Annotated in this window: 14 protein-coding genes; 10 read left to right on the top strand and 4 right to left on the bottom strand. The window is 48.7% G+C overall.

Annotated elements, in window-relative coordinates; genetic code table 11:
* Positions 1–201: 201 nt before the first annotated feature.
* Positions 202–2,025 (bottom strand): acyl-CoA dehydrogenase, encoded by a 1,824-nt coding sequence (locus tag WBJ53_RS22545; RefSeq protein ID WP_338870353.1) that lies wholly within the window; start codon positions 2,023–2,025, stop codon positions 202–204.
* 160 nt (positions 2,026–2,185) lie between these two features.
* Between WBJ53_RS22545 and WBJ53_RS22540 the strand changes: the two genes are divergently transcribed.
* From WBJ53_RS22540 to WBJ53_RS22510, 7 genes are all read left to right on the top strand, one after another.
* Positions 2,186–2,716, top strand: coding sequence for a DUF2911 domain-containing protein (locus WBJ53_RS22540; RefSeq protein ID WP_338870351.1), 531 nt, complete (start codon positions 2,186–2,188; stop codon positions 2,714–2,716).
* Positions 2,717–2,966: 250 nt separating this feature from the next.
* A complete protein-coding gene (locus WBJ53_RS22535; protein ID WP_338870349.1) occupies positions 2,967–3,824 on the top strand; it encodes a hypothetical protein in 858 nt (285 codons plus the stop codon).
* Positions 3,825–4,383: 559 nt separating this feature from the next.
* Entirely contained in the window at positions 4,384–5,112 is a 729-nt protein-coding gene (locus WBJ53_RS22530; RefSeq protein ID WP_338870347.1) for a redoxin domain-containing protein, read from the top strand.
* A 204-nt stretch (positions 5,113–5,316) separates the two neighbouring features.
* Positions 5,317–5,598: a hypothetical protein gene (locus tag WBJ53_RS22525; RefSeq protein ID WP_338870346.1), complete on the top strand. Its 282-nt coding sequence runs from the start codon at positions 5,317–5,319 to the stop codon at positions 5,596–5,598.
* Positions 5,599–5,693: 95 nt separating this feature from the next.
* Entirely contained in the window at positions 5,694–6,590 is an 897-nt protein-coding gene (locus WBJ53_RS22520) for a cyanophycinase (RefSeq protein ID WP_338870345.1), read from the top strand.
* 77 nt (positions 6,591–6,667) lie between these two features.
* Positions 6,668–7,954, top strand: a complete 1,287-nt coding sequence (locus WBJ53_RS22515; protein ID WP_338870343.1) for an O-acetylhomoserine aminocarboxypropyltransferase/cysteine synthase — start codon at positions 6,668–6,670, stop codon at positions 7,952–7,954.
* 72 nt (positions 7,955–8,026) lie between these two features.
* A complete protein-coding gene (locus WBJ53_RS22510; RefSeq protein WP_338870342.1) occupies positions 8,027–9,499 on the top strand; it encodes an NAD(P)/FAD-dependent oxidoreductase in 1,473 nt (490 codons plus the stop codon).
* Positions 9,500–9,505: 6 nt separating this feature from the next.
* Here WBJ53_RS22510 and WBJ53_RS22505 read toward each other — a convergent pair whose 3' ends face one another.
* Together WBJ53_RS22505 and WBJ53_RS22500 are read right to left on the bottom strand one after the other, a co-directional pair.
* Positions 9,506–10,318: a hypothetical protein gene (locus WBJ53_RS22505; protein WP_338870341.1), complete on the bottom strand. Its 813-nt coding sequence runs from the start codon at positions 10,316–10,318 to the stop codon at positions 9,506–9,508.
* 4 nt (positions 10,319–10,322) lie between these two features.
* A complete protein-coding gene (locus WBJ53_RS22500) occupies positions 10,323–10,949 on the bottom strand; it encodes an OmpA family protein (protein ID WP_338870339.1) in 627 nt (208 codons plus the stop codon).
* Between the two features lie 226 nt (positions 10,950–11,175).
* Here WBJ53_RS22500 and WBJ53_RS22495 point away from each other — a divergent pair, with 226 nt between their 5' ends.
* The gene (locus tag WBJ53_RS22495) at positions 11,176–12,783 is read left to right on the top strand and encodes a histidine kinase (protein WP_338870338.1); all 1,608 of its coding nucleotides are present in this window, start codon (positions 11,176–11,178) and stop codon (positions 12,781–12,783) included.
* A 20-nt stretch (positions 12,784–12,803) separates the two neighbouring features.
* Positions 12,804–13,553 carry a LytTR family DNA-binding domain-containing protein gene (locus WBJ53_RS22490; protein WP_338870337.1) on the top strand — a complete coding sequence of 250 codons (750 nt, stop codon included), beginning with the start codon at positions 12,804–12,806 and terminating at the stop codon, positions 13,551–13,553.
* A gap of 8 nt (positions 13,554–13,561) precedes the next feature.
* Here WBJ53_RS22490 and WBJ53_RS22485 read toward each other — a convergent pair whose 3' ends face one another.
* On the bottom strand, positions 13,562–14,449 hold the full coding sequence (locus WBJ53_RS22485) for an SDR family oxidoreductase (RefSeq protein ID WP_338870336.1): 888 nt from the start codon (positions 14,447–14,449) through the stop codon (positions 13,562–13,564).
* A gap of 173 nt (positions 14,450–14,622) precedes the next feature.
* Here WBJ53_RS22485 and WBJ53_RS22480 point away from each other — a divergent pair, with 173 nt between their 5' ends.
* Complete coding sequence (locus WBJ53_RS22480; RefSeq protein ID WP_338870334.1) at positions 14,623–16,596, top strand: sialate O-acetylesterase; 1,974 nt, start codon at positions 14,623–14,625, stop codon at positions 16,594–16,596.
* Positions 16,597–16,702 lie beyond the last annotated feature (106 nt).

Here is a 16,702-nt window from a genome sequence, read left to right as displayed (position 1 = left end):
AAGAAGGTACTCTGAAAGATCGTAAAGTTAATGGATCAGTTATGGGTTTTGTAGCTGGAAAAGTAGTTCTGCGCCTATAAGTCGAATTTGCTGGGAATCAGTATGATTTCCCACCAACTCCGTGCCAGTTATGAACAGATAGAAACAAAAAGCGACCACTCGAAGGAGTGGTCGCTTCAGAAAACAGGCAAAGTTCTGTTTTTATAAAGTCAGCGCGTTTTCTGTCACAATTGTCAGTACTTCCGAATCGGTTAGCCGAGTGGCCAAGCCCAGCGTTTTGGGTACCTCATAGTGAAAATAGAATTTCATTGTGTGAATTTTGCCTTCATAGAACGTCAGATCTTCGCCTTGCGGGTTTTGGGTGAGGAGTGCCTGTTTGGCCGCTACGGCCTGAATGAGCCACTGCCAGGCAACCACAACAATACCCGCTAATTCCAGAAACAATGTAGCATCGGCCAGATAGCGTTCGGTGTCGCCGTTTATGGCATATGGCATTAGAGCCGATACTACCTCCTGCATTCGGTTTAGTTCACGGGCTAATGTATCGGCATACGGTTTAAGGTCTACATGAAAACTAGCTTCGGTAATGGTTTTATTAATTTCGGCAAACAACAGTTTCGGAGCCTTTCCCCCTTTCATGGTCATTTTCCGACCGAGCAAATCCTGCGCCTGAATCCCCGTTGTGCCTTCGTAGATGGGCGTAATCCGAATGTCGCGATACAGTTGTTCGACCGGAAAGTCTTCGGTATAGCCGTATCCGCCAAAGGTTTGCAAACTCTGACTAACCGATAGTACGCCCATGTCGGATGGATAGCTTTTAGCGATCGGCATCAGCAGGTCGAGTAGCAGAAAGGCATTTTCTTTTTCTTCTCCTTCCAGAACGTGATTCAGATCATGTAGTTTGGCTGCATACACCAGTAACGACAAGGCACCTTCCGTAACGGCTTTCTGGAACAGAAGCATCCGCCTGACGTCGGGGTGGTTGATGATGGGAGTCTGGGGGGCATCGAGCAGGTTCTTTTCGTTTAACCGACGGCTTTGCGGGCGCTCTTTCGCATAGTGGAGAGCTTCGTAATAGGCGGCTGTAGCAATGGCTACGGCCGTCATGCCTACGCCTAGCCGGGCTTCGTTCATCATTTGAAACATATAGGCCAGCCCCTGATGCGGTTCGCCAACAAGGTAGCCAATGGTGTTGTCTGCTGAACCCATCGTCAGATGCATGGCCGGAACACCTTTCTGGCCGAGCTTATGGTAAATTCCAGTCGATATAACGTCGTTATCGACAACATCACCCTGATCGTTCAGGCGGTATTTGGGTACAACAAACAAGGAAATACCTTTTGTGCCTTTAGGAGCGCCGTCAATTCGGGCCAGCATCAGATGAATAATGTTTTCAGTTGCATCATGATCGCCAGCGGAGATAAACACTTTTTGCCCTTTGATTTTATAGGCGCCTGGCATGGCCGCTTCAGTTTCTGCCAGGGGAGTGGCCGAAGTGGTAATGTCGGATAGGGACGACCCGGCCTGAGGTTCGGTTAAGGCCATGGTTCCCTGCCAGATTCCAGCTAGCAGATTCGGAACATAACGTTGCTGAAGTTCTGGCGAACCAAAGGTGGCCACTAAGTTGGCGGCTCCGGAAGTCAAACCCGTATACATCATTCCATTGTTAGCCGCCATGAGAATGAATCCAACCAGCGAGTTGACCATTTCGGGGACCTGCTGCCCACCCCGATCGAATGAAAACCCGGCACCAATCAACCCTGCTTCGCCCATTGCTATCAGGTATTCTTTGATTTTGGCATGAACACGTACTTGGCCATGGTGTAATTCAGGCTGATTTCGGTCAACCTCTTTCAGGTATGGGTGCATCAGCGTATCGGCGATATACGTAGCCGAGTCGAGCACAAGGTTGAACGTTTCGCGGTCGTGGGCGCTGAAATAGTCGTATTGCGTAAGTTCTTCAGCCTGAAATACTTCATATAGAAGAAAGTGCAAGTTGCGTTTGCTGAAATAGGGAGTTGCCATGAGTCAGGAACGGGCTACTAAGAAAAAGAATTGGTATGCAGGCATACGGCCAGTCAGTAAAAATACAGTTTCCACCGTAAATCTTTACATATGCCACCGGAAACTATCGTTTACTTTGTGACGTATATGATACGAACAATCAACCAAACCATTTTTTATCATGAAAAATCTGATTGCAGTTTTCAGTCTTTTGTTTGCAATGGTATCGCTGGTGCAGGCACAAGATAAAAAGCCGCCAGTAAGCCCGAAAGTAACTGTAGAAAGCCCCGACAAGTCTATCAAAATTGTATATGGCCAACCCTCTAAAAAAGGTCGGGTAATCTTTGGGCCAGAGGGGTCGACCAGCCTCGAAAAATACGGTAAAGTATGGCGTACGGGCGCTAACGAGGCTACCGAAGTTACGTTTAAGCACGATGTTATGTTCGGTGGTAAAATGGTGAAAGCCGGTACGTATACGCTCTTCACAATTCCGGGTGAGAAAGAATGGAGCGTGTTGCTCAACAGCACACTGGGCCAGTGGGGATCTTACGAGTACGAAAAAATTAAAGGCAATGATGTGGCTAAAGTAACGGTGCCGGTTTCAATGAATAAAACACCAATCGAGAAGCTGACCATTACGCCATCGAATAATAGCATTGCCATTGCCTGGGATAATATGACTATTTCAGTGCCGGTTACTAAACACGGCTAATGACCTCGCTGTTAAGTAATTGCCTTGACCTGGCTTGGGTAAATGTGCTCAATGAAATCGGGTTGTTACTATTGGGCCGAACCACAGTAAATGAGGATTCGGCCCACTATTTTTTAAAAAGTTGATGCAGATTCCAGCCTTTTTCGCATTTAAGGAGTCTATGTAGTAAGAAAAGGATTAAAATTCTGTAAAAAGTTAACAGACAATTGATTAAGTGTGTTACTTTGGGGTAAGAAATTAATTGTGTTGTATGATGAAACGCTACTTCGCTTTTTTATTATTAGGGCTGGCTGCCATACCTGCCCTGGGGCAGGAGATGGCCGACTACTACCAGCTTCCGAATCAGCGTCATCAATATGACCGACTACTTACCCGCTATGGAGGAGCCTACATCCAAAATCGGTGGTATGTATCACTGAGTGGGTTTGGTCGAACTGACGGGGCTAAACTCGACAATTCCTTTAATGGAATACTCGCTAGCAATCCTGTAACAAAACCCGGCTGGAGTGCATTGGTAGGATGGGCTTACCGCGAACAATGGGCTATTGAAGCTGGCTATGCAAATTCGGCCATTCATACCGATGTGCTGGTAAACGGCAGTCCCTATAGTTTTTCGTTTACGAACGACAAACAAAGTTTCTTTCTACGGGCAAAACGAATGATCTTATCGACCAGCGGACCGTGGCGCCGTTCGGGTTTCTGGCTAACGGGCGGTATGTGGGCCGTTCCTAATAGCGGTCAGGATAAAGGTCAGTTTTCATTAGTAGGCTATAATAACTACGACTGGCGTCGGGAAAATCCAATTCGCTTAAGCGGCCATACAACCTTGAATAATCAACTGACAGCAATGGCCGAAACAGGGGTAGAATATACTGTTCGTTTGAACGACCGATTCGATATGGGACTTTCGGTGCGGAAGCTGTGGGGAATAGGAAGCTCAGTAACAACAAATGTCGCTTATCTGGTTAACGGACGTGAATCGCAGCAAGCGCAGTTTCGAGGAACAGGTAGTGGAATAACATATGGTCTAACCTTGAGCTATACGTTTGCCCTTCAGCGGAAGCTGGCAAGCGTAATGCAGGTTCAGGGGAAACAACGTATAAAATAAGGTATAGCGGGAAAGCATAACTGCGTGAAAGAGTGAATAATGGCTAATCTACAGTCATAGATCCGCTCTTTCACGCAGTTATGCTTTCTGCGTTTTATAATAGTCTATAGAGAAATGAGGTTGATGGTCAGGTAGTTAGCCTGCGAAAAAAACATTCTTTTTTTCGCAGGAGATTTGTGAATCTAAAAAATAGTTTTCACCTTTGCCCATGAACTTAGTCGACTGTTTAGTCGTACAGTCAATCACTACTATGAATACCCAGGCATCTCAACCGGTTCTCTCTTCTGAATCCTTCAATTCCCGGTTTCGAATGTGCGCTATGTCAATGCGGGCTATGGCCTGTTGTTGATCTGGGGTAGAATTCTTCTTTCTTTTTTTGTCGTAGAACGACTTCTTTTCCCTTCATCATTCAGGAAGGCCCCGGCTCATTCGCAATAGCCACTAGCTGGCTGTCAGATGTGCCTCAATTCCATACCTACTATTGATTTTCACCTCTTAAAATAATATCCTATTTAATATATAGGATAAAATAATTATAAGAACATAAACACCGATACTCATGACTCTTCAACTTAAAAATGAATTCGTTCAGCGCCATGCAACTGCAAAAAATGTATGCCTACCGCTAATCGATGAAAAACCGCTGGAAGCCGGTGAGAGAGCTCCTTTTTTTACTCTGGTTGGTCGGGAAGGCGACTGGAAAACGGCCCTCAATAACTACCCACAACCGGGATATGGGCAATCACTAACGTTGCCGGATCTGACAATTGGCAAGCCGGTTGTCGTCAGTTTTTATTGCGCTTCCTGGGGGCGTTATGCCGAACCCTGGCTAGCGGCCCTCATTCGGCTTGGCAAAGTGCTTGATCAGGCTGGTGTCGAATTGGTTGTATTTTCAATTGATTCGCCCAGAAAACTAACCAGGCAAGGCAAAAGCCTGCCTTTTATTCTTGCTCACGATACCGATCAGCAGGTAGCAAAGCAATTTGGGGTTTATGATGAAGATAATCCGGTTTGGGATCGGGTTTCGGGCATTTCGGGCGACGCATTTATTCCGGCTGTTTATGTAATTAACCCCGATCGACGAATCGTTTATCAGTTTCTGGACGAAAATTTCGATACCTCCATCGACATCGAAGCCGTTGTGTCGCATGTGTGGTCGCTAAGCGCGGCCGATCCTGAATTTGCGGGCCAATTGGTTGGGACGCAGAAAGCCTATGCGTACGGATTTTTTGCGCTTTGGGTACTGGGTTTGCTGGTGGCTGCCAGTTCGCATATGCTACCGTTCTGAATACAAAGAATCGATTCATCGTTGATGGTTGCCAGTAGTAGCCGTACGCTAAATGGACCATTAACTTTCCCATACTCCTGGCTTTACGAGTAGTTGTCGGTTGTTATCAGAGCCGACAAACATCAGTTAATTTTCGGGCAGACCAGAAAAAAGCCTGTCTGAACGCAGGTGGCCATGCGTTGCCTGATCCGTAATCTCATCGTTATGCTTAAGTTATCAGAAAAAGCAACTGAGTTTGAGCAGTTGCCATTTGCCGAACAGGCTACAGTAATCTGGCGACAGGGCAGACCCGTTGCTACACGGCATTTGCCAGATTTTCGATTGCACCTTTATGCTGTCGATCGCTTTTTTGTGGAGATGTGGGTTTGTCGACGCCGGTTTGTGGTCACGCTGTTTCGGGTAATTCCAGATACGGACGAACTGATGCCGTATATTGACGAAAAGGTGCCAGTTAATTTGGCCAGAAGAAACGTAATTGGCCCCTGAAAAGTGATTTTGACGAATGTAACTAGTAGTTTTAGGAACCGCAGCCCATCAACAAACTACAAGGCTGTTGGAACCTGAATAAACTAAAAACATGCATGAAAAAATTAGCCAATCTACTCGTTTTAGGACTACTGCTTAGTACCGTATGGAGCTACGGACAGCCGACAGCCACCCCGAAAACCATTGGGCCTGAAAAAGGAGCTTTGATGATTGTAGGGGGTGGAAGCATGGGGCCCGAACTTTGGAGTCGTTTTGTTGAACTGGCAGGTGGACCTACCAAGGCCAGCATTGTGATTATTCCAACGGCGGGCGACGATTCGTCGGCAACCAAAGAACCCCGCGAAGTAGAGCGCCTGAAGAGTCTGGGCGTAACGAACATAACAGTGCTGCACACGCGTGACCCTAAGGTAGCCAATCAGGAGTCGTTTGTGGCACCGCTAAAAAAGGCGACTGGAATCTGGTTTGTGGGTGGGCGGCATTGGCGACTAGCCGATTCGTATCTGAACACACTCGCACACAAAGAATTCAACGGCGTATTAAGTCGGGGTGGAATCATTGGCGGAACCTCGGCCGGGGCCACTATTCAGGGGTCGTTTATGGTGCGGGGCGATACTAAAGGCAATGCAATCATGATTGGCGACCATACGCAGGGACTCGATTTTATTCATAACGTAACCATCGATCAGCATGTGCTTCGCCGAAATCGGCAGTTCGATCTGATTGATGTCATCAAAACACATCCTGAGTTGCTTGGAGTAGGCATCGATGAAGGAACTGCCATTGTTGTTCAACAGAATACATTTGACGTACTTGGCGCATCCTATGTGGGCATCTATACGGCCGATCAAATTTCGAACAACGCCAAATATCCATCGGGGCAGAACAGCACTGGAGGGCCATTCTTTTTCATGAGCAAAGGGCAAACGTTTGATTTGCTGACGCGGAAGGTGGTTAGCCAGCGGTCGGCCAATGCGAACGAGCCAGCCCGATAACTCTATGCTTCGTAAGCTACCTTTCTGATTTACTCAACAATTTACCTAACAACAATTATAACAAAACCAGTCACAGCATGAACTTCGAAACTCTTCAATTGCACGGTGGTCAGGAGGTTGACCCAACAACTAATGCCCGCGCCGTACCTATTTACCAGACTACATCCTATACCTTCAATAATACGGAGCACGGAGCTAATTTGTTTGCTTTAAAAGAGTTTGGGAACATCTACACCCGCATTATGAATCCAACCAGCGATGTGTTCGAAAAACGAATTGCAGCTCTGGAAGGTGGCGTAGGGGCGTTGGCGGTTGCTTCGGGACATGCTGCTCAGTTTATCGCTATCAACAACATTACGACCGTTGGCGATAACTTTGTTACGACCACTTACCTCTACGGAGGATCGTATAACCAGTTCAAAAACTCATTCAAAAATATTGGAGTAGAGGCTCGGTTTGCCGATGGTGATAAGGTCGAAAGTTTTGAGCGGCTGATTGATGATCGGACAAAGTTCATCTATCTGGAAACAATTGGTAACCCAGGTTTCAATGTTCCTGATTTTGAAGCGTTTGCCCAATTGGCCGAAAAATATGATCTACCTCTGATTGTCGACAATACGTTTGGTGCGGCTGGGGCGCTTTTTCGTCCGTTCGATTATGGGGCACACATCATTGTAGAATCGGCAACGAAATGGATCGGTGGACACGGTACGAGCATCGGTGGAGTTATTGTCGATTCGGGTAAGTACAATTGGGGCAACGGCAAATATCCTCAGTTTACGGAGCCGTCGCCCAGTTATCATGGTCTGGTGCTAAACGATGTGTTTGGGATTGGCGGTCCGTTCGGAAATATCCAGTTCATAATTCGGGCACGGGTCGAAGGCCTTCGCGACTGGGGTCCCTCGCCGAGCCCATTCAATTCGTTTCTGTTTTTGCAGGGCCTCGAAACCCTATCATTACGGATCGAACGGACCGGGGAGAACGCTATGGCTCTGGCGCATTGGCTTCGGCAGCATCCCGACGTATCGTCGGTTAATTATCTGGGTCTGGAAAGTAGTCCTTACCACCAATTAGCCAAAAAATACCTGACCCGCGGCTTTGGCGGTATGCTATCGTTTGAGCTGAAAGGGGATAAGGCCCGTGCCGAAAAATTTGTCAATAGCCTGAAGTTAATCAGTCATCTGGCAAACGTCGGCGATTCGAAAACGCTGATCATCCATCCGGCTTCAACGACGCATTCTCAACTGAACGAAGAGGAACAATCGGGGGCTGGCGTAACACCTACCGCCCTGCGTGTTTCGGTTGGTATCGAACATATCGACGATATCAAAGCCGATTTTGAGCAGGCTTTTGCACAGTTGTAATTTGATTTACGGTTGCTTCGCCTGTTAGCTTGCTTTGATGCGGAGCAACCGTAAACTGTAAACTCTCTTTCTTTGGCTAAATCAGACTACGATGCCGTTGTTGTTGGCTCGGGCCCAAATGGGCTAAGTGCGGCTATTACCATGCAGCATGCCGGTCTTTCGGTACTGGTGCTGGAAGCCAAAGCGGACATTGGCGGTGGATTGCGGTCGGCGGAGTTGACATTACCCGGTTTTGTGCACGACATTTGTTCGGCTGTGCATCCACTGGCGGCTGGATCGCCTTTTTTTCGTAGTCTGCCTCTGGCCAATCATGGCCTGGAATTTACCTGCCCACCCCTTGCGGCTGCCCACCCGTTTGATGGAGGAACTGCGGCCGCGCTACGGCAATCAATTGATGAAACAGCCCGGTCGCTGAGCGATGATGAGCATCGGTATCGCAATCTGATGGAACCCATTGTGCGCCATTGGCCAGCTATGGCAGCCGATATACTGGGTCCACTACGCTTGCCCCGGCACCCGCTCAATATGGCTCAGTTTGGTGTAGATGCCTTGCGCTCAGCTTCGCAATTAGCTGGTCGTTTTAAAACGAAGGAAGCGCGCGGGTTGCTGGCTGGCATGGCCGCCCATTCCATTCAGCCGTTGTCGAATCTGGCCACATCGGCTATTGCACTGGTGCTGATGGCCGCGGGGCATCTGCGCGGCTGGCCCGTGCCCAAAGGAGGATCTCAGTCCATCGCCAAGGCGCTGGCATCGTATTTTCGCTCAATGGGAGGAACGCTGGAAACCAATACGCAGGTTCAGTCAATGAATCAGTTGCCTTCTTCGAGAGTTGTACTGTTCGATGTAACACCCAGGCAATTACTGGCAATTGTGGGCAATCGTTTCGGGTCGGGACTGACGGGGCGTTTGTATCGCTGGCAACTGGAACGGTATCGCTATGGTATGGGTGTGTTCAAGATCGATTGGGCACTGGATGGACCGATTCCGTTTTCTGCTCCCGAATGCCAGCAGGCCGCTACGATCCATATTGGTGGTACATTCGAAGAAATTGCTCAGGCTGAACAGGAAACCGCGCAGGGGAAACATCCCGACCGGCCGTTTGTGCTGCTTGCTCAGCAAAGCCTGTTCGATTCTTCGCGTGCGCCCCAAGGAAAACATACGGCCTGGGCTTACTGCCATGTGCCAAACGGGTCAACACTCGATCGGACGAAAGTTATCGAGCAACAAATTGAACGATTTGCGCCGGGTTTTCGCGACCAGATTCTGGCCCGCCATACGATGAATACAGTGCAGATGGAAACTTATAATCCAAACTACATTGGTGGCGACATCAATGGAGGAGTCATTGATATTGGTCAGCTCTTTACCCGACCGGTAGTTAGTTTATCACCTTATCGAACCGCAGCTCCCGGCATTTTTCTCTGTTCATCATCGACCCCGCCCGGTGGTGGGGTACATGGCATGTGTGGCTACCATGCGGCTCGTGTGGCTTTGCGCGAAAGTTTTGGCCTGCCCGTGTCTATTCCGCTGATGGTTGGTTCGTGATAAGTGCTACTTTACACCCGGAACGCTAATTGTCTGATAGCCCGCGCCCGAGAAACGATGCGTTATGTTCTCGATCGAGGTGATGCTGGCCGAAACGCCTTCACCTGCCATCGACACAATCAGTTTGGTTGTGTTGTTGATTCGAACAAATCCCAGCCCCATTGGCCCGGTAGCTGCTTCAAGATAAGCCGGGTTTAACACCACACCCGCGTTTGTTGAACTGATCCAGATTGACATAGGTGTTGCGTCAAGCGGACTGTTACCGCTATATTCGGTGGCTTTAAACTGCCTCTTAACGCCAAAATCCGATGTTTTGCCGGTGGCCTTAAACTGTTCGTCGAACTGTTTGGCCGAAAATTCAGAAGCCATCGTTGTGTAGAGCAACCCTTCACCCGTGTGAATTTTCATCGCCATCTTTCGGCCATCGCCCGAAACATACATAAACACATCTTTATCTGGTGTGATTACCCAAAAGTCGGCTCCCTCCGCCGATGCCAGATTGGCCATCTCAGCCAGTGCCTGGGTATCCATGCCAACCATTCCATTCTGCGTGTTCAGGTAAAAATAGCTCGTTTGTTTTTCGGATGTTCCCGAGAGGATATAGCCTATTTTTTTGTCAAAGGTAAACGTACTCTGCAAGTTGTACGTCAGCGTTGGTTTGCGGGACGACGTACGGTTAGGCGACGGATTCGTTAAGATAACTTCGTTCACTCGTGGCTGGCTCTTGCCCGATTCTACCCTGATTTTAGACTGAGCCTGTACCGAAACAAGAGTCGCTATGGCCAGCAGGCCAACTAAAAAGAGTCGTGTCGATTGCATACGATTATAATTTAAGAAATTCGACCCGGCGATTATTGGCTTTCCCCTGCGGTGTCGTGTTACTGTCAACAGGTTGCGATTCGCCCATGCCATCGGTTTGGAGTCGGGTTTCGGCAATACCGAATTCTTTATTGAGCGATGCTTTTACGGCTGCGGCCCGTTTTTTCGATAAGGTTAGGTTGCTGGCCTCGTCGCCCTCTGAATCCGTATGACCAATGATTTTTACGGTGACAGTCGGGTTATCGGTCAAGATAGCGGCAATATCCTTTAGGGTTCCGTAGGATTCGGGTTTGATTTTATCCGAGTTGACATCGAAGGCGGTTCGGGTCGTTGCTGGTTTTGCCGATGCGGTAGCGGTCTTATCCGAATCGGTTGAGGAATTGGTTTCCGATTCCGTATTGTTCGCCGGTTGTTTACTGTTCTTATCGGCTTTGGGCTTTTTTTTGAAAATGTTGCCAATGCCTTCCTCTAGTTTGTCGAGCCCTCGGTTGACGCCCTGATCCACTTTCTGATTGGCGCGCCACTCAACATTCCGTTCAACGGTTCGTTGCGGATTTTCAATCTGTACCTGAGCATCGGCTATGTATGGGAGTAGCATGAAACCGAATAGAGCGCTGATTCGCTTTTTCATGGAAAGTATCTGGAAAAGAAAACGGGCAGAGATAATCTGAAGTAAATCTCAAAATTCATCGGGAAACGAGTCGCTCTCTGTTAACCAATTCGCTCTCTGGGTTTGTCAATCGGGTATTTGAGTTATTGACTCGAACTTCGTACTGAATTACCCAGATGATAGTTTGACCAACTGATTGTTTTTGAAATGGCGTGGTTTGTGTAACATTGGCTAAAATCGGTGGTGTATGCTACAGGCGTTTATGGGATCGGGAATCTGGTTAGGGAACCGGTGGGGGGAACTGTTTGGGCCGGAACCAACAGTTTTTACGCCTGTTGATATTCCTGAGTTTCAGTACCGAACCTGGATACAGGGCGGACTCTTCTTCTTTACCCTTTTTGTTGGTCTGCTTTATAGCCGTTATCGGCAGACCATCTATCGGTATTATTTCCTGTATGTGCTGGCAGCTACAGTATACACGCTGCTGAAAATGAGAGCCTATACGCCATTCGGGCACTGGCTGAGCCAGTTTCCGCTTTTCCAGAACCAGCTTCCCGAAGCCGTAATTTGGGCCGGAATGGCCGCTTATATGCTTTTCCTGATCGAATTGCTCGATCTGCGAAAAAACCATCCGGGCGTTGCTTTCTGGCTGGATCGGGTAGCGTGGCTTTGTTTTGGCTATGGAGTCGTCTACGTTATTGCGATGGGCCTTTTCAACAGCTCATTGGTTCAGCAGGCAACGTTCTGGATTGCCCGACTGGTTTTGGTACCTATTCATATTGGGCTATTGATCTGGATTGCGCGTCGGGTGCGTTCGCCACTAACACCGTATGTTGTTTTGGGGAATGGGCTACTGCTGTTTGTTGGCATTCTGGCCTGGCTAAGAGCAGGCGAAGTGCTGCTGAAAGGAGTAAAACTACCGGGTTCGGTCGACGATCTGATGCGGGTGTCGTTTGGTGTATTACTCGAAATTATGGTACTGGCGCTGGCATTGGCGCGCCGGATTCAATTGCTCGATCAGGAACGGGACGAACACCAGCGGGCCTACATTGCACAACTGGAAGAAAACCGCCGACTTGGCAATCAGATCAATGCCGAACTGGCTGAAAAAGTCCGTCAGCACAGCGAGTCTATAATCGAAAAACAACGACTACTCGATTTGCAACGCGAAAATCAGTTGCGGGTAGGTTTCGAAAAACGCATTGCTGAACTGGAAATGCTGGCGCTGCGGAGCCAGATGAATCCACATTTTTTGTTCAACAGTCTCAATTCCATTGAGTATCTTGTGCTGAAAGGCGACGAAAAAGAGGCAATCCGGTATCTGTCGCGGTTTTCCCGCCTGCTAAGACTAATTCTGAATCACTCGCGGGAAGAAACCATTTCGCTGGCCGATGAGCTAAAGGCGCTTCGGCTTTATCTGGATATTGAAGCGTCGCGTTCGAATGGCGAATTTCGGTACATGATTGAGATTGACAGCAGCATCGATCCCGATTCGCTGATGATTCCGCCCATGCTGCTTCAGCCATTTGCTGAAAATGCCATCTGGCATGGACTGATGCCCAGCTACAATGCTGATAAGTGGCTTTATGTACGAATTAAACCCACTTCGGATGGCCAGATTTTATTGGAAATCGAAGACAATGGTATTGGACGGCAAAAAGCCGCTGAACAAAAAAGTAAGTCGACTCCCTGGCGCAAATCGTATGGTATGGACATTACCCAGCAACGGGTTTCGTTGTTCAACCAGAATTATCCGGCCTATATCGCCATTGAGGTTATTGACGTGCAAACCGAAACCCGAACGGGCACGCTTATTCGCATTGCTTATCAAACCGAAATCCAATCGGAAGCGTAACCCAACAAAACCGCTATTTTATGAAAGCGATTCTTATCGACGACGAACTACACGCAACCGAATTGCTGGAGCTAAAGCTGTTGACGTTAGGTGTTCAGGTGCTGGCAAAGTTCAATCAGCCCGAGCAGGCGGTTGAGTTTATTCGGAAAACAAGTTTCGATGTGCTGTTTCTGGATATTGAAATGCCTCGAATGAATGGGTTCGACCTGCTCGAACTGTTTCCTGAGTTTCATTTCGACGTTATTTTCACTACGGCTTTCGATCAGTATGCCATTCGGGCCTTTCGGTTCAGCGCACTCAATTATCTGCTGAAACCGATTCAGGAAGAAGAACTTCAACTGGCCATTACGGGCTGGCAGCAGAAGCAGATAAAACATCTCCAGCGCTCGCAGTATGCACTGCTTCAGGAGCAACTGCAACTGGCAGGTTCGTTGAAAACCCGGTTGGCATTGCCCACGCAGGAGGGCTACGAAATTCTGGAAGTAGCCGATATTGTTCGCTGTATGGCCGATGCGAGCTACACCCATTTTTACCTGAACAATGGCCAGAGTATGCTGATCTGTCGGACGCTTAAGGAAGTAGAACAGGCACTGGAACCGAACGGGTTTGTGCGCGTACACCATTCGCATCTGATCAATCCGGTCTATGTTCGAAAAATTGTTCGGCAGGAAGGGGGCTATCTGCTCATGGCCGATCAGGTGCAGGTGCCCATCAGCAAACCCAAACGCGACTGGCTGATTGAACAGTTCAATACCATTGAGCGGCTATGAACAATAAGTTAGCCCATCCAACTCTCACGATAATCGTTCACAAACTGCCGAAACGTAATAGGGGGGCGGCCCAGAAGGTATTCGGCCTCTTGGGATGTCTGGGCCGTCCTGCTAAAACGAATAGAGGTATAAAGCATTGTCCTGGCCAGTATGTCGTATAACGGATGGTGTTCGTTATGCCATTTGTGCCAGATAAAGCGAAGTGCCGACGGATTGCGATAGGTGATGCGCCGACCCAGAACCACACTCAAAATCTGGCACATATCGAGGTGAGTTAACACATCGGAGCCTGTAATTTCGAAACTTCGGTTGGTATATAAGTCGCCTGGGTTCGTGAGCGAACGGGCAGCTATGGTAGCCACATCCCGAACATCGACAAAGCAGGCCTTTCCGTCGCCAGCGGGAACAAAAATTTCGTTCCGAAGCCGAATCTCGTCGCGATGGAGTGTACACAGGTTCTGCATGAAAAAGCCGGTTCGTAGAAACGTAAATACTATGCCGGATTCAACGATAAGCTTTTCAATTCTATGGTGCGGAATGATCGGATTATGCTCGGCACCCAGCATCGACAGAAAGGTGACCTGGCGAACACCCGCTTCCCTGGCTGCTGCTACGAATGGTTTAAAAAATCGTTCGACATCCGACAAGGCCGAAGGGCGTATGAACAATAATCGATCGACTCCCTGAAGTGCGGCTTCGAAAGAGGATATATCGCAAAAATCCAGTCGAATTACATCGTCGGGTCTGCTGTTGCTGAGTGCTTCCAGATGAGACACATTGCGCAGGCCTGCCACGACATCGAAAGACGGTTTGGCCGGGTGATTCATCAACTCGGTTATCGTTGCCGCTCCTAGAGTTCCTGTTGCGCCGGTGATCAGAATACGCTCCTTAGCCACGTGTGTTAAGAAGATTGACTGGGTAAATAAGATAAAATGCTGCTTTTAAGGATGGTGGACGCTGGCTGTCGGACATTGGATGGTGGAAAATAGAAGACTTCCCTGCAATCAGTATCTAACAGTCAATGTCTAGCATCCAGTGTCCAGCGATATGAACTAAATCCTGAATGTGCATGAAAGGTTTTAAATGGAGTGCGTGTCTGCTCGTTTGGCTCGCTATACAAACCGCTTTTGCCGATGTGCGACTCCCGAATGTGTTTGGCTCGCATATGGTGCTGCAACGTCGAAAGTCGATTCCGGTGTGGGGGTGGGCGAGTCCGGGTGAAAAAGTTACCGTAACCTTTACTAACCAGACAAAAACAACGAAAGCCGACAAAGAAGGCAAATGGAAGCTCATGCTCGATCCAATGGAAGCGGGTGGGCCTTTTCTACTGACCGTAGCCGGAAAGAAAAACACCGTAACTTTCGAGGATGTACTCCTGGGCGAAGTCTGGATTTGTTCGGGGCAGTCGAATATGGAATGGCAACTCCAGTCGGCTACCAATGGCAAAGAAGAGGTGAAAAATGCTACTTATCCGACCATTCGTCAGCTATTGGTTAAAAAATCCATTAGCCTGACTCCTAAAGACGATATTGAAGGCGAATGGACAGTTTGCAGCCCGCAAACGGCAGCTTACTATACGGCAGTTGGCTACTTTTTTGCCCGCCAGCTACAAAAAGATCTGAATGTTCCTATTGGGTTGATCAATACGAGTTGGGGTGGAACCCATTCCGAAACCTGGACCAGCCGCGACGCCATGAATCAGAGCGATGAGTTCCGGCCGGTCATAGCGAAGTTGCCTGCCAATTATGAAGAAGTGATTCAGAGTGGAAAAGAGCGGACCCGTTTATTGCTGGAAAAGCAGCAGGGCGGTTTACCGGCTGCTGGCGAAGAATGGAAGTGGTCGGACCCGGCTCTGAAAACCGATCAGTGGAAATCGATGAATATGCCCGGCGATTGGGAATGGGGCGGCTTACCAACGCTGGATGGCGTGGTGTGGTTTCGCAAAGAAGTCATGATTCCGGAGGATGCCAGCCTCAAAAAAATGACACTTCGCTTTGGCTCTGCCGACGATCGGGATTCGTCATTCGTAAACGGTCAGTTTGTTGGAGCCACCAAAGGACAGGCCACCCGTTCGTATGCCATTCCTGATGGCGTATTGAAACCTGGCCGGAATGTTATTGCCGTTCGTATTACCGATGATGGTGGTGCTGGCGGCATTGTTGGCAAACCGGAACAACTTCAACTTTCGGGCGAGAGTCTGGATATTCCGCTGGCCGGGCAATGGCAGTATCGGGTTGCTTCGGTGTCGCCGTCGTCTTTCAGGCCGGGGCCAAATACATACGCAACCCAGTTGTTCAATGCCATGCTGAATCCGCTGATTCCTTATGCTATGGAAGGAGTGATCTGGTATCAGGGCGAATCGAACGCTGGGCGGGCTTATCAATACCGGAAGGCATTTCCGCTTATGATCGAAGACTGGCGCAAACGCTGGGGCAATGATTTCCCGTTCCTGTTTGTTCAACTGGCGAGTTTCAATTCGGCTAATGGCGACAGTCGGCATGGCAGTAGCTGGGCCGAACTGCGCGAAGCTCAGACGATGGCACTGCAATTGCCAAATACAGGTATGGCGGTTACGGCTGACATTGGCGACCCCAAAGACATTCACCCGAAAAATAAGCAGGATGTAGGTAAACGACTGGCGGCCGAAGCCATACGAGTTGCTTATTCGGGAGTGGCTAACGGAGAAACGTCCTTGGGCGAAGCATCGCGTGGACCCATGTTCGACAAACTGACGGTAGATGACAATCGGGCTGTAGTTACCTTCAAAAACGTAGGGACAGGGTTAACGGTAAAAGATCGCTATGGGTATCTGAAAGGGTTTGAAGTGGCTGGATCGGATCAGAAGTTTTATTATGCCAAGGCCGACATTCAGGGCAATACGGTGGTGGTACATGCCGATTCGGTTGCTACACCCGTGGCCGTTCGCTATGGGTGGGCCGATGACAATAGTGATGTGAACCTCTACAATCGGGAAGGTTTTCCAGCCGTTCCATTCCGCACCGATACCTGGAAAGGAATTACCGAAGCGGCTAAGTTTGAGTAGGTCTGAACCGGGATTTTTTTGATTTTGCTGACTGACTTTGATTTGTTTTCGCTTCAAAGAAGCGCTTTCAATCAAACAAAATCAAAGTCAGTCAGCAAAATCAAAA

The organism is Spirosoma sp. SC4-14, assembly GCF_037201965.1.
Classification (GTDB): Bacteria; Bacteroidota; Bacteroidia; order Cytophagales; family Spirosomataceae; genus Spirosoma.
Note: the sequence above shows the minus strand (reverse complement) of the source record. Positions and strands in the feature narration are given on the sequence as shown.

Coding starts and splice junctions, on each gene's coding strand:
- WBJ53_RS22545 (WP_338870353.1), bottom strand. CDS start 2,025: ATGGCAACTCCCTATTTCAGCAAACGCAACTTGCACTTTCTTCTATAT.
- WBJ53_RS22540 (WP_338870351.1), top strand. CDS start 2,186: ATGAAAAATCTGATTGCAGTTTTCAGTCTTTTGTTTGCAATGGTATCG.
- WBJ53_RS22535 (WP_338870349.1), top strand. CDS start 2,967: ATGATGAAACGCTACTTCGCTTTTTTATTATTAGGGCTGGCTGCCATA.
- WBJ53_RS22530 (WP_338870347.1), top strand. CDS start 4,384: ATGACTCTTCAACTTAAAAATGAATTCGTTCAGCGCCATGCAACTGCA.
- WBJ53_RS22525 (WP_338870346.1), top strand. CDS start 5,317: ATGCTTAAGTTATCAGAAAAAGCAACTGAGTTTGAGCAGTTGCCATTT.
- WBJ53_RS22520 (WP_338870345.1), top strand. CDS start 5,694: ATGAAAAAATTAGCCAATCTACTCGTTTTAGGACTACTGCTTAGTACC.
- WBJ53_RS22515 (WP_338870343.1), top strand. CDS start 6,668: ATGAACTTCGAAACTCTTCAATTGCACGGTGGTCAGGAGGTTGACCCA.
- WBJ53_RS22505 (WP_338870341.1), bottom strand. CDS start 10,318: ATGCAATCGACACGACTCTTTTTAGTTGGCCTGCTGGCCATAGCGACT.
- WBJ53_RS22500 (WP_338870339.1), bottom strand. CDS start 10,949: ATGAAAAAGCGAATCAGCGCTCTATTCGGTTTCATGCTACTCCCATAC.
- WBJ53_RS22495 (WP_338870338.1), top strand. CDS start 11,176: ATGCTACAGGCGTTTATGGGATCGGGAATCTGGTTAGGGAACCGGTGG.
- WBJ53_RS22490 (WP_338870337.1), top strand. CDS start 12,804: ATGAAAGCGATTCTTATCGACGACGAACTACACGCAACCGAATTGCTG.
- WBJ53_RS22480 (WP_338870334.1), top strand. CDS start 14,623: ATGAAAGGTTTTAAATGGAGTGCGTGTCTGCTCGTTTGGCTCGCTATA.